General features: G+C 67.0%; 13 protein-coding genes. 7 read left to right on the forward strand and 6 right to left on the reverse strand.

Going from position 1 to position 12,393, the window contains the following annotated elements:
• Positions 1 to 766, forward strand: a 766-nt coding sequence (locus Q0M60_RS07655; protein WP_296817942.1) for a hypothetical protein, incomplete at its 5' end; no start/stop codon positions are given.
• A 340-nt stretch (positions 767 to 1,106) separates the two neighbouring features.
• Here the strand turns inward: Q0M60_RS07655 and Q0M60_RS07660 are convergent.
• Complete coding sequence (locus tag Q0M60_RS07660) at positions 1,107 to 3,485, reverse strand: heavy metal translocating P-type ATPase (RefSeq protein ID WP_296817944.1); 2,379 nt, start codon at positions 3,483 to 3,485, stop codon at positions 1,107 to 1,109.
• A 78-nt stretch (positions 3,486 to 3,563) separates the two neighbouring features.
• Between Q0M60_RS07660 and cueR the strand changes: the two genes are divergently transcribed.
• From cueR to copD, 6 genes are all read left to right on the forward strand, one after another.
• The gene (cueR, locus tag Q0M60_RS07665) at positions 3,564 to 3,953 is read left to right on the forward strand and encodes a Cu(I)-responsive transcriptional regulator (protein ID WP_296817946.1); all 390 of its coding nucleotides are present in this window, start codon (positions 3,564 to 3,566) and stop codon (positions 3,951 to 3,953) included.
• A 113-nt stretch (positions 3,954 to 4,066) separates the two neighbouring features.
• Complete coding sequence (locus Q0M60_RS07670; RefSeq protein WP_296817948.1) at positions 4,067 to 5,860, forward strand: copper resistance system multicopper oxidase; 1,794 nt, start codon at positions 4,067 to 4,069, stop codon at positions 5,858 to 5,860.
• A gap of 14 nt (positions 5,861 to 5,874) precedes the next feature.
• Complete coding sequence (locus tag Q0M60_RS07675) at positions 5,875 to 7,017, forward strand: copper resistance protein B (RefSeq protein WP_296817950.1); 1,143 nt, start codon at positions 5,875 to 5,877, stop codon at positions 7,015 to 7,017.
• Positions 7,018 to 7,026: 9 nt separating this feature from the next.
• A complete protein-coding gene (locus Q0M60_RS07680) occupies positions 7,027 to 7,533 on the forward strand; it encodes a nuclear transport factor 2 family protein (RefSeq protein WP_296817952.1) in 507 nt (168 codons plus the stop codon).
• 23 nt (positions 7,534 to 7,556) lie between these two features.
• Complete coding sequence (locus Q0M60_RS07685) at positions 7,557 to 7,922, forward strand: copper resistance protein CopC (RefSeq protein WP_296817954.1); 366 nt, start codon at positions 7,557 to 7,559, stop codon at positions 7,920 to 7,922.
• On the forward strand, positions 7,919 to 8,836 hold the full coding sequence (gene copD, locus Q0M60_RS07690) for a copper homeostasis membrane protein CopD (RefSeq protein WP_296817955.1): 918 nt from the start codon (positions 7,919 to 7,921) through the stop codon (positions 8,834 to 8,836). Before Q0M60_RS07685 ends, copD begins: the two co-directional genes overlap by 4 nt.
• 295 nt (positions 8,837 to 9,131) lie before the next feature.
• Here the strand turns inward: copD and Q0M60_RS14430 are convergent, their stop codons facing one another.
• The 5 genes from Q0M60_RS14430 to Q0M60_RS07710 form a co-directional block, all read right to left on the reverse strand.
• The gene (locus Q0M60_RS14430; RefSeq protein WP_366855696.1) at positions 9,132 to 9,389 is read right to left on the reverse strand and encodes a tyrosine-type recombinase/integrase; all 258 of its coding nucleotides are present in this window, start codon (positions 9,387 to 9,389) and stop codon (positions 9,132 to 9,134) included.
• A complete protein-coding gene (locus Q0M60_RS07695; RefSeq protein WP_296817957.1) occupies positions 9,280 to 9,711 on the reverse strand; it encodes a tyrosine-type recombinase/integrase in 432 nt (143 codons plus the stop codon). Before Q0M60_RS07695 ends, Q0M60_RS14430 begins: the two co-directional genes overlap by 110 nt.
• Positions 9,712 to 9,884: 173 nt before the next feature.
• Positions 9,885 to 10,172, reverse strand: a complete 288-nt coding sequence (locus tag Q0M60_RS07700; RefSeq protein WP_296817958.1) for a hypothetical protein — start codon at positions 10,170 to 10,172, stop codon at positions 9,885 to 9,887.
• 268 nt (positions 10,173 to 10,440) lie between these two features.
• Positions 10,441 to 10,632, reverse strand: a complete 192-nt coding sequence (locus Q0M60_RS07705) for a helix-turn-helix domain-containing protein (RefSeq protein WP_296817960.1) — start codon at positions 10,630 to 10,632, stop codon at positions 10,441 to 10,443.
• 86 nt (positions 10,633 to 10,718) lie between these two features.
• Positions 10,719 to 12,335: a tyrosine-type recombinase/integrase gene (locus Q0M60_RS07710; protein WP_296817963.1), complete on the reverse strand. Its 1,617-nt coding sequence runs from the start codon at positions 12,333 to 12,335 to the stop codon at positions 10,719 to 10,721.
• Positions 12,336 to 12,393: the final 58 nt, after the last annotated feature.

The following is a 12,393-nucleotide window of genomic DNA, read 5'->3' on the forward strand; positions in this document are numbered from 1 at the left end:
CATGACCCGGGTCGACGACGAAACTCTCCATCGCCGCGTCGACGGCGAGCTTCCCCTGGCCCAGGCGCAGGCGATCGACGCCGCCGCCGCGACCGACGCTGACCTTGCGGCGCGGCTCGCGACGCTGCGCGCTGCGCGTCTGACGGCGGCCACGGCGTTCCCGGCCCGGTCCGACCCTCGCGACGAGGTCTTGGCGGCCCTGATCGCGGCGGCTCCGAGCGTGGCGCGACGACCGACGTCCCGGCGCGCTCTCGAGTGGAGCCTCGCGGCCACGAGGCGTGTCTTCAGGCCGAGGCTGGTCTTGTCCACGCTGGCCGTCGGGGGCGCGGCCTTCGCCGCCGGCCTGCTGGCGGCTCCACTGCTGGTCCGCTCGCCCGCCCTGGTTTCGCAGTCGGGAGAAGTGTCAGACCCGCAGCTCGTCCGCGTGCTCGACAATCGCCTAGCTTCGGAAGGTCCTGATTCGGAGGGCCGTTCCATCGGGCTCACCTACCGGGACACCGACGGACGCTGGTGCCGGACCTTCGCCGCAGCGCAGGATGGGATCGGCGGCGTCGCCTGCCGCGAGGACAGCGGCTGGACCCTTAGGGCGCTCGGACCGCTCGCCGTGCAGAGCGGAGAGCTGCAGACGGCGTCTTCGGCAATCCCTCTGGAGGTCCTAGCAGTTGTAGACGATCAGATAGACGGCGAGGCCCTCGACGGAGCTGCTGAGGCTCGCGCCAGAGATGCGGGTTGGCGCCAAGGAACGATCGGATCGCGCGTGGGTTGAAGCTGAAGTGCGGAGAGGCGGGTTCCGCCAGGAACGAGTTCGGCGTCGACAGCCTGCACGGCACTCGACCTTCCGTGACCCGCTACGGGTTCGACCTCGTCTATACCCTACCGTCGCCAGACAGCCCGTCGGTGGAGGCGGGCGCGTGTGCATTCTTCAGCCAGGACCACCATCTGGTACCTTATCTTCGAGTTGCGCCACAGTCAGCATCCCTTGAACCGTGTCGACCGGGCGCCAGTGGCATTGAGGGTATCGGCAGGCCAAACCGAAGGTGTCCCGAGGCGACGACCACTCACAACCAAGGTGAGGAGGACGTCAGTCCATGGACGCACCACGCCCCTCAGCTCAAGCTAACAGCCCTGAGCCGTAGCGCATTGCCGACCACCGACACCGAGGAAAGCGCCATGGCCGCGGCGGCGACAGCTGGCGACAACAGCCAGCCGGTGAGGGGGAACAGCACCCCGGCCGCCAAGGGGATCCCTGCCGTGTTGTAGGCGAAGGCCAGCACCAGGTTCTGGCGAATGTTGTTCATGACCGCCTGGCTGAGGCGCCGGGCTCGCACGATGCCGGTGAGGTCGCCCCTCAGGAGGGTGACCCCTGCGCTTTCGATCGCGACATCGGTGCCGGTGCCCATGGCGACCCCGACGTCGGCCGCGGCGAGCGCCGGCGCGTCGTTGACGCCGTCTCCGGCCATCGCCACGACGCGGCCCTGGCTGCGCAGCGCCTCGATGACAGCCTGCTTCTCGCCTGGCAGAACGTCGGCCTGAACCTCCGTGATGCCGAGGCTTCGCGCGATCGCCTCGGCGGTGGTCCGGTTGTCGCCCGTGAGCATGATGACCCGGACGCCTTGGCGGCGAAGGGCTTCGATCGCCGCCGGGGTGGTCTCCTTCACGCGGTCGGCCACCGCCACCACGCCGCCCGGTTGTCCGTCGATGGAGACGAGCACTGAAGTGGCCCCCTCCTGCCGGTAGGTGTCGGCGCGGCGGGCGAGTTCAGCGACGTCAACGCCGCGGCTGGCGAGCCACGCCGCGTTTCCGACCGCCACGCTGCGGCCGTCGACCACCCCGACCACGCCCTTGCCCGTCGGCGCGTCGAAGTCGCTTGCCGCGGGGATCTCGAGGCCGCGCTGCTGCGCGGCGGTAACGACGGCAAGGCCGATCGGATGCTGGCTCGCCATTTCGACGGAGGCGACGAGAGTAAGCAGTGCGTCTTCGGAGATGTCGGCGACGGGGGCGATGGCGGTGACCACGGGGCGGCCTTCGGTCAACGTGCCCGTCTTGTCCACGACGAGGGTGTCGACCTTCTCAAGACGTTCGAGGGCCTCGGCGTTCTTGACCAGGACACCCGAGCGCGCGCCTCGGCCGACGCCGACCATGATCGACATCGGTGTCGCAAGCCCGAGCGCGCAGGGACAGGCGATGATCAGCACCGAAACGGCGGCGATGAGCCCGAAGCTCATCTGCGGCTCCGGGCCGAAGAGGGACCAGACGATGAACGCCAGGACCGCGACAACGATTACGGCCGGGACGAACCAAGCGGACACCTGATCAGCCAGGCGCTGGATCGGCGCTCGGCTCCGCTGCGCCTCGGCCACCATCTGGACGATGCGCGACAGCATGGTATCCGCGCCGACCTTGGCGGCCTCGATCACGACTGTGCCGGTCTGGTTCAGCGTGCCGGCGATCACGGCGTCTCCCAGATCTTTGGACACGGGCATGGCTTCCCCCGTGACCATTGCCTCGTCGAAAGTGGATCGGCCATCGATCACCTTTCCATCGACCGGCGCGGCCTCGCCGGGGCGCACCCGGAGCCGATCGCCCACCTTGACGAGGTCGAGGCTGATCTCCTCGTCGGTCCCGTCCGGCTTCATCCGATGGGCGACTTTGGGAGCCAGGTTAAGCAGCTCCCGGATCGCTCCGCTGGTGTGTTCGCGCGCTCTGAGTTCGAGCAGTTGCCCAAGCAGGACGAGCACCACGATGACGGCGGCGGCCTCGAAGTAGACCGGAACGGAGCCGTGGTGATCGCGGAACGCGGCCGGAAAGACTCCTGGCGCGATCGTGGCGACCACGCTGTAGACCCAGGCGACGCCGGTTCCCATGGCGATAAGGGTGAACATGTTGAGGTTGCGGCTGCGCAGCGAGGCCCAGCCTCGCTCGAAGAAGGGCCAGCCCGCCCACACCACGACAGGCGTCGCGAGAGCCAACTGCGTCCAGTTGCTCGCCTGGCGGCTCAGGCCAAAGTCAGTCCCGAGGACGTGACCACCCATCTCCAGGACGAAGACCGGAAGTGTCAGGACGAGGCCGACCCAGAAGCGTCGGCGGAAATCCGCCAGTTCGGGGTTGGGCGGCGTTTCCGCGGTCATCACGTCGGGCTCAAGCGCCATGCCGCAGATAGGACAGGATCCGGGGCCGACCTGCCGGATTTCAGGGTGCATCGGACAGGTGTAGATCGTCCCCTCGGGAACAGGCGCGCTGTCCTCGGCCGCCTTCGGGTCGAGATATTTGCCGGGATCAGCGACGAACTTCTCGCGGCAGCGGCTCGAGCAGAAATAGTAGGGATGCCCCGCATGCTCGGCCCGGTGGTTCGCCGTGTGAGGGTCGACCGTCATGCCGCACACCGGATCGATCGCGGCGTGGGCAGGCGTGTCGTCCTTGGTCGCGGCACAGCAAGCGGCTCCCTGAGAGCCCTGGTGCCCCTTCGTCTGGTGATGATGCGACATTGACCTGGACCTCATGGTTGCGCCTGTCGCCATGAGATGTGAAGTCTGACATCATGTGAGGGTCAAGGAGCGATTTCGATGAATATCGGGCAGGCCGCCGCGGCCGCCGGCGTCTCCCAGCGGATGATCCGGCACTATGAGGCGATCGGGCTCATCCCCAAGGCCGCGCGGCGAGACAGCGGTTACCGGGACTACGACACCCGGGACGTCCATACGCTGCGCTTCATCGCCCGGGCGCGGGACCTGGGGTTTCCCATCGAGGAGATCGGCTCGCTTCTGGCGCTCTGGCAGGATCGATCGCGCGCCAGCGGTGAAGTGAAGAGCCTCGCGCTTCAGCGGGTGGCCGAACTCAAGCGCAAGGAGCGCGCCCTGCGTGAAATGCGACGGACGCTCGAGGACCTCGCCCATTCCTGTCACGGCGATGCGCGATCCGACTGTCCGATCCTGGCGGAACTGGCGAAGTCCTGATCAGGGTCGCTCGGCCCCGCTTGACCTTGCCATCGTGTCAGGGTGCAAGGTCGGTCCGACTTGGACCTGTCCCCGTACCTGCAGGGTCCAGCCATCAAGAGAGCATTTTAGCCGTGACGAACATCAACCGGCGTCATGTCCTGCGCGGAGCGGTCGGAGGCGCAGGCCTCGCTGCCCTGTCGGGCCTGCTTCCCGCCTGGGCGCAGTCCGGGACCGGAGGCCTCACCCCGACGCTGTCGGGTGAGGACATCCGCCTGCGCGTCGGGCACAGCATGTTCCGTGTCGGCGGTCGCGAGGGGCATGCGATCACGATCAATGACGTCCTGCCGGCTCCGCTGATCCGCCTTCGCGAAGGTCAGCGAGTGCGACTGCACGTCGAAAATCGCCTGCACGAAGACACCTCCATCCACTGGCACGGGCTGATCCTGCCGTTTCACATGGACGGCGTGCCCGGCGTCAGCTTTCCCGGCATCGCGCCTGGCGAGACCTTCACCTACGAGTTTCCGGTCCTTCAGAACGGGACCTACTGGTACCACTCGCATTCAGGGCTCCAGGAACAGCTCGGCCACTACGGTCCGCTCGTCATCGACCCGGTAGGCCGCGATCCGGTCGAGTATGATCGGGAGCATGTGATCGTCCTGTCGGACTGGACCTTCCTGCATCCCCACCAGGTGATCGGAAAGCTCAAGCAGGAGGGCGGGTACTTCAATCGGCAGCGGCTGGCCATGCTGGGCGATCCAGCTGAGAACGCCATGTCCGCCGAAGACCGCCGCATGTGGGCCGCCATGCGCATGGATCCCACCGACATCGCGGACGTGACCGGCTCGACCTACACCTACCTGATCAACGGGCACGGTCCCGACGACAACTGGACGGCGCTGTTCCAGCCGGGCGAGCGGGTCCGGCTGAGGATCATCAACGCCTCGGCGATGAGCATCTTCAACATCCGCATTCCCGGGCTGCCGGTGACGGTGGTGCAGGCGGACGGCCAGAACGTCCGGCCGGTCGAGGTTGACGAGTTCCAGATCTCGGTGGCCGAGACCTATGACGTGATCGTCAGCCCACCTGACGACAGCGCCTACACCTTTGTGGCTGAAAGCATCGACCGCTCAGGGATGGCGCGCGCAACGCTGGCGCCCCGCTTGGGGATGAGCGCGAATGTTCCGCCATTGCGCCCAAGGCCCCTGCTGTCCATGCGGGACATGGGCGTGGGCGGCACGGACCACGCCGCCATGGGTCACGGCGCTGCGGCTGCCGACGCGACCTGCCCGCCTGAGCACGCGGCCATGGGCCACTGCACGCCCGCAGTTGCTGGCCCTGGGGTTAGGGCCGCGGCGCCAATGAGCCACGATATGCGGGACCCCTCGCTCGTCCCGCCATCGGTGACGGTCGGCGTCGGCGTGGACATGATTGCGCCCATGCCGGTCGATCGGACCGGCGACCGTCCCCTCGGACTGGAGGACGAGCCACACCGGGTCCTGACCTACCACGACCTCGCGCCCTTGACGCCCTTCCCCGATCAGCGCGCGCCGAGCCGCAGCGTGGACATCCACCTCACCGGCAACATGGAGCGGTTCATGTGGTCGCTGGACGGACGAACCCTGAACGAGGGGACCGAGCCGATCCGCTTCGCCCGCAACGAGCGGGTACGGGTGAACCTCATCAACAACTCCATGATGAACCACCCCATCCACCTGCACGGGCACTTCTTCGAGGTGGTCACCGGTCAGGCGCACGGAAACCCGATCAAGCACACCGTCAACGTGATGCCGGGCGGGACGGCCAGCTTCCACCTCACGGCGGACGCACCGGGCGATTGGGCCTTTCACTGTCACCTGCTCTACCACATGCACGCCGGCATGATGAACGTCGTGACGGTGCGGCCGCTCGATGACGCGGGGGCCTGACAGTGCGCGTCCTGTTGGCCTTCTTCCTCCTGACCGCGACGCCCGCGGCCGCGCAGCATGCCGGGCACGCCACGCCGCCGTCAGAGCCGGCCGCGGCCGCAGAGACTTGCGCCCCGGAGCACGCGGCCATGGGCCATTGCACACCGGAGCCTCAGACACAGGCCGCCGACCCCAACTGCCCGCCCGAACATGCGGCCATGGGGCATTGCACACCTTCGCCGGCCGCTTCGCAGGAAGCGGAAGTGCAGGACCCGAACTGTCCTGCGGAGCACGCGGCCATGGGGCACTGCACCCCGATGCCGCGCCCGCAGCCTGTCGACCCCAACTGCCCTCCCGAACACGCCGCCATGGGGCACTGCACACCAGCAGCCCCGCGGGAGGGGGAAGGCAACGGGACCTTGGTCGTGCCGCCTGTCGCGCCACCGCCGGCCGAAGCGTTCAGCGGGCCCATGCACGCCGCGGACGCCATCTTCGGCGCCCGCGCGATGGAACGCGCGAGAACCATTCTCATTCAAGAGCACGGCGGGATGCGGACCGGACGCATCCTGTTTGACCGGTTGGAGTGGTCATTGGGCGAGGGGGGCGAGGCCTTCGCGTGGGATGCGGACGCCTGGTACGGCAGCGACTATCATCGCGTCTGGTTCAAGACCGAAGGAGAAGCCGAGTTTGGGCACGGGGTTGAAGCCGCCGAAGTCCAGTTGCTCTACAGCCGGCCGGTGACGCCCTTCTTCGATCTTCAGGCCGGGCTTCGGTACGACATCGAGCCGGACGGCGGACCGGTGTACGCGGTGCTCGGGGTGCAGGGGCTCGCCCCGTACTGGTTCGAGGTCGATGCTGCCGCCTTTCTGTCCGATGACGGCGACCTCACCGCGCGGTTTGAAGCGGAATACGACAAGCGCATCACGAACGAGCTGATCCTACAGCCCCATGCCGAGGTGGAAATCGCGGCAGGCGACATTCCGGAGCGTGAGATCGGCGGGGGGCTGTCAGCGATCGAGATCGGCCTTCGCCTGCGCTACCAGTTCATTCCCGAGTTCGCTCCCTACGTCGGCGTCAGCTATGAGCGGAGTTTCGGGGGGACCGCCGACTTCGCGCGAGCGCGTGGCGAAGAGACGGAAGCCCTCAGAGCCCTCATCGGTATTCGAACCTGGTTCTAGGAGATCCACATGCGCCTCGGTCTAGCCCTCATCATCGCTGCAGGCCTGGCGGCCACAGCCTTCCCGGCGACGGCGCGTCACCCGGAGCACGTGCATGAAGAACCGCAGAACGCCTTCGGGCTTCCGGCGGAGCTGGAGGAGCCGGCGCGGGTCGTGGACAGCTTCCATGCCGCCCTGGCGCGCGGCGACACGGAGGGCGCGCTTGCGTTCCTGGCCGAGCACGCGCTCATCTACGAGGCCGGAGGCGTGGAGCGCGACCGGGCGGAATACGCCGCGCATCACCTGGGCGCCGATGCTGCTTTCGCGCAGGCCGTGCCAAGCCAGGTGACGCGGCGAGCCGGCGCAGTGCGCGGAGACACCGCATGGCTGGCCAGCGAAGGACGTGTCACCGGTACGTTCAACGACCGGGCGCTTGACCGGATCACCACCGAAACCATCGTCCTGGAGCGCGACCGCGGGGCTTGGCGCATCGCCCACATCCACTGGTCTTCAGCCGCCGCGCCGAGCGGCTCCTAGTCTATCGAGTACGGAGTATGTCCATGTTCAACCGCCTCGTTCCCATCGCCGCCATCGTGACGCTCGCCACCGTGAGCGCAGCTCAGGCGCACACTCAGCTCGTCTCGGCCAACCCGGCCCCGAACAGCACGGTGGCCACGGCCCCGGGCGTGTACGTCCTCACCTTCAACGAGCGTGTCCTTCCTCGCTTCGTGACCCTCGAAGTCACCGGGCCGGGCGGCGCGGCCCTGCACGTCGCGGACATCACCGTGGATCCGCAGAACCCGGCGCGGATCAGCGCGCCCGTGCATGGCGGCGGACAGCCGGGCGTCTATCGCGTGGCTTGGACTGCGGCCGGCTCCGATATGCACCGCATGAGCGGCAGCTACACCTTCACCGTTCGTCCGTGACGGACGGCGGGCTGATCGCGGCTCGCTTCGTCCACTACGTCGCGCTCGCGCTCGCCTTCGGCGCGCTGGCGTACGGCCATTATGGCCGCCGCGAGATCCTCCCGGGCGTGGCGCGCGCCATGTCTCGGCTGGCGGTGTTCGGCAGCGTCGGCGTCCTGTTCGGCGCGCACGCCGTGCTGGCGGCTACCGTCGCGGGGCTCGGAGGCGGGCCCGAGAGCCTCGCCGACCATGAGCTGTGGGCTGTGGTCCTGGTCGAGACAGACTTTGGTCGTGTCTGGATAGCGCGGCTGCTGCTCGCGTTGGTGCTGTTACTTGTTTCTGTGGCCCTGGCACGGAGGGAGAGCCGGCCACTACGGATCGCCGGGTCAATCGTCGCGGCGCTTCTCGTAGCGAGCGTGGCGTTGACCGGACACGCCGCGTCGCTAGAGGGGAATGCCGGCCTGCTGCATCGCGCCGCTGATGCAGCTCACATCCTCGCCGCCATGACCTGGCTCGGAGCCTTGCCGGCGCTCCTGCTGCTGCTCCGGGCGGCCTCGACCGACGGCGCTGCGGCCAATGAGGCGGCTCTGCGACTGCATCAGTTCCACACCATTGGCCTGGCGGCTGTCCTGGTGCTGGTCGCTTCAGGCGTCGTGAACACCTGGTTCCTGGTCGGAAGTCTCGCTGGCTTGATCGGAACGCCCTACGGACAAGTGCTGCTGCTCAAGCTGGCGCTGTTCGCGCTCATGTTGGTGCTGGCCGCGAGGAACCGCTTCGGGGCAACGCCCCGGCTGCGGCGCTCCCTCAGCGATGAAGTTCATCGACGCTCCGCGGTCAGATTGCTGCAGGCGCGCGTCAACGGTGAAATAGTACTCGGGGTGTCGGTGTTGGGCGCTGTGGCGATGCTTGGGGCGATGGCTCCCGACAGCGTTTAGACGGCTGGTTGGTGTTTATGTGCACGGGACCTAGGAGCTCGCCTCAGCTAGACGCATCATCCTCACGGTTGACCTGCTGTTGAGCCCGGCTGCGTCGGCTCAAGGAGCCACAGCTTCTGCCGTTTCGCGTTTGTGAGCGCGCGCTATGTGATTGAATTTGCCGAACGTCGCCTCGGCCCCGTTTGTGCTCTAAGCCATTGTTTCTATTGCCGAGGGCTCAGATCAAAAGTCAGATGCTCTAACCGACTGAGCTAAGGGCGCGCCGCTACAAAACAAGGAGGTGGCACGCAACCCGTCAGGGACTTTGTGATTGTTTTGTAGCGAGGGGTTTCTGTTTCATTCGCTCGAGGAGGTCAAGGGCCACCTCCGACGATGAGACGTACTTACGCATGAGGGCGGTCACGGCGCTTTCTGACCAGCCCATGACCAAGGCGATGTCCCGATCATCCAGGCCGGCGATCCGGAACTTGGTTGCGGCGGTTCCGCGGAGGTCGTGGAAGCGGAGTCCCTCGATACCGGCCGCAGTCTTGGCCTTGCCGAAGACGGTTTTCAGTCCCTCCGATGTCCACGACCGGCCCCAGCGTGTTGGTGAGCACCGTCACAGCCACTTTGGGGCATTGCGCGATGATGGCCTGGGCCTCGGCTGTCAGCGGCACCACGACCTGCTTACGCCGCTTGTTCGTGGTCATGACGATCGCGTCGTCTTGGATCGCGTTCCAGCTCAGGCTGATGAGGTCGCCTTGGCGCAGGCCAGTGGCGGCCGCCAGGCGGACCACACGCTGAAGCGGCGATGAGGCGTGAGCGCAGAACCGGTCAATCGTCGTCCGTCCAGATGAGATCGTTGCGGTCCGCCTCGTGAAGGCGAGATACGTCATCCGTCGGGCGAGCGGAGGTGAGGCCGCGCGAGCGGGCCCAGGAGAAGAGCCGGCCCACTGTGGTTATCCTGCTCCCCGCCCCGGCGGACAAATCCGTTATCAACCGAGTGCCGCTCGGCTTCGCAGAGATGGCCAGCGGCTCGGCGGCCGGTCAGACCGCCGAGCCCTCGGCCCTAGACGGCCCCGCGAGGCTTCTCGCCGGTCACGCGGCACAGGAACCAGACCAGGGCCTGGGGCCGCGGCGTCTGGAGCGCCAGAAGGTACTCCTCGGCCAGCTTCAGGAAGTAGAGCGAGCCCGGGTCAGCCCGGGACATGTCCTCAGGCTCAACGTGCATCTCGCAGCGGGCGGCCAGGTGCTCGGCCAGCCACCACACCAGGCGGGCTTCCGGTTGCAGCCAGAGCTCGGGCTCCTTGGCCCAGACAGTGCCTTCCAGCTTCTTGAAGGCGTCAAAGTCGATCATTCGTACTAACTCCAAAGTTTCAAACCCGCGTGTCTCGCGGCCTTGAGGTTATGGAGCATCCGGACCTGGGTATTCGGTCGGTCGGGACCAAGGAGTACACCCTTTTCCGCACGCTAAATCAGGCCACTTAGGCGGACTGTCTCAAAATCCTTCGGGGGCGACTTGGGATTTTGGGATGCTATCATAGTGCGCTGAGGTCAGGCTCCCGTTGGCCCCGACCCGCCCATGAACTGAAGACGGATCGGGGGCGAACTCTTGGAGTCAAACGTCAGGCGGCGCTCGTATGCACGGTCATGGCGGCAAGGTACTCCTCGAGATCGGCGCGGCGGTAGAGCACCCGCCGGCCGGCCTTCACGTACTTGGGGCCTGTGCCGTTGAAGCGGTGGCGGGCAAGCCAGCGGCGACGCAGGCCGAACTCGCGTTCGACCTGCTCGCCGGTCAGGTAGGTTTGGATAGTCATCTGGGTCCCTGAGGTTCGTGGGACAGCCTCGTTAGCCAGTGCGGACGCTCTGTTGGGAACTAACATCGGATACCCACTGGACAACGTCAGCGTTGAACCGCCAGCGAACGCCCGATGACGCTCGCCACCACCTCGGCAGCAGCATGGACGCTGGTGGCGGCCAGGTGCGCATAGCGCCTAGTCGTGCGCAGTTCACGATGTCCGAGAAGCGCGCCGATCACCTCAAGGGATGCGCCGGCCGCAAGGCTTTGCGATGCGAAGGTGTGGCGAAGGTCATGGACACGTACGTCGTCCAGGCCTGCGGCCTTCCTGATGTCGCGCCAGACCTTGGCGGCGCCCGAGTAGTGCCCGCCCCCATGGTCTGAAAGAAAGACCCACTCGCAGCCCTCGATCCTGTGAACCCCCTCGAGAACTTCCAGGGCTGGCTCGGTCAGAAAGACGTTACGCTGGACCCCCTTGATCTGGCCAAGGCGGAGGAACCGGAGGTCGAAGTCGACTTGCGCCCACCTCAGTCCGGCGATTTCCCGGTGACGACACCCTGTGAGCGCCCAGAGGCGGATGATCGCCAGCGCACGGGGGTCGGCCGGAGATGTCGAAATCACTTTTCCAAGGTTTTCTAGTTCCGACGCCGACAGGAAGCGCTCGCAGGACCGGTCAGGGGTGGTGAGCACACCCTTGCGGGGGTTCTGGGAAAGGTAGCTCTGCTCGACCGCGTAGGTCAGAAGCGAGCCGACGGTGCGAAGTGTCCGCGTCGCCGCGCCTTCTCCCCCAGACACCTTGCTCACGAACCGGCCACGCCGCGTGGTCTTGGCGGTGCGACCGGCCGCGATGCTATCGCGCAGCCGCTCGATGTCGCCCTTCTTCAAGTCGCGAACCTTGAGCTTCCCCAGGACCGGCCGCACGTGGTTCTCAAGGCGGCCCCGGTCGCAGTTCACGTCGTAGGCCTTGCGGAGGTTCCCGCGGCGACCACGAAGGCCTGGTCCGGCCAGCCATTCGTCAATCAGCTCCCCAACCGTGATCGCCTCGCGGCGCTCCGCTTTCTCAGCGCCGGGATCTTTGCCAAGGTGTGCATGCGCGAGGTGCTCACGCGCCAGCTTGCGGGCTTCGTCGGGGCTGTCGGCGTTGTAGGGGCTCTTGGCGTCGAACGAGGGCGGGAAGAAGGTGGAATCGCAGTGGCCGCCGGTGGCGCCGAAGGCGTAGCCGGCGGTGACGATGCGCGGGCCGCGGATCTTGCCTTCGTCCACGGCCTGGCGCAGGCCGATGTCGTTCCAGGCGTCGGCGCCGACGTTGCGCACGGTGGTGAAGCCGGCGTCCAGGGTTTCGCCGGCGTGCTTCACGCTCAGCATCGACCAGAAGCGGTCGGTGTACTGCAGGTGGGTGTAGCCGCCGTAGGCCGGGTCGGAATCGAGGTGGGTGTGCATGTCGATCAGGCCGGGCAGCAGGCTCATGCCGGCCAGGTCGACGACGCGTTCGCCGGGCGCGGGTTCGCCGCCGCTGGCGACGGCGGTGATGCGGCCGTTTTCGACGCGGATGCCGGGGTTCTCGATCCACTTTCCGCTGCGCACGTCGAGCAGGCGCGCGGCGCGGATGAACACGGTGCCGTCGCCCGCCGCCGGCGTCACGGCCGCCTGCGGCGCGGAAGCCGCGAACGCGGCGGCAAGGGAAACAGCCAGCAGGGCCGGGGCCAGCGAACGCAGGGTCATGGCGACTCTCTCGGTGAAGTTCCCCCGAGTGTACTTATTCCTCGCCGGTTTGGAGTCG

The sequence above is a fragment of the Brevundimonas sp. genome (assembly GCF_024711105.1).
GTDB lineage: Bacteria > Pseudomonadota > Alphaproteobacteria > Caulobacterales > Caulobacteraceae > Brevundimonas.

Bases quoted from the DNA above. Each gene is read 5' to 3' on its own strand.
- Q0M60_RS07660 (WP_296817944.1), bottom strand. From the start codon at position 3,485: ATGTCGCATCATCACCAGACGAAGGGGCACCAGGGCTCTCAGGGAGCC.
- cueR (WP_296817946.1), top strand. From the start codon at position 3,564: ATGAATATCGGGCAGGCCGCCGCGGCCGCCGGCGTCTCCCAGCGGATG.
- Q0M60_RS07680 (WP_296817952.1), top strand. From the start codon at position 7,027: ATGCGCCTCGGTCTAGCCCTCATCATCGCTGCAGGCCTGGCGGCCACA.
- Q0M60_RS07685 (WP_296817954.1), top strand. From the start codon at position 7,557: ATGTTCAACCGCCTCGTTCCCATCGCCGCCATCGTGACGCTCGCCACC.
- Q0M60_RS07695 (WP_296817957.1), bottom strand. From the start codon at position 9,711: ATGACGTATCTCGCCTTCACGAGGCGGACCGCAACGATCTCATCTGGA.
- Q0M60_RS07700 (WP_296817958.1), bottom strand. From the start codon at position 10,172: ATGATCGACTTTGACGCCTTCAAGAAGCTGGAAGGCACTGTCTGGGCC.
- Q0M60_RS07705 (WP_296817960.1), bottom strand. From the start codon at position 10,632: ATGACTATCCAAACCTACCTGACCGGCGAGCAGGTCGAACGCGAGTTC.
- Q0M60_RS07710 (WP_296817963.1), bottom strand. From the start codon at position 12,335: ATGACCCTGCGTTCGCTGGCCCCGGCCCTGCTGGCTGTTTCCCTTGCC.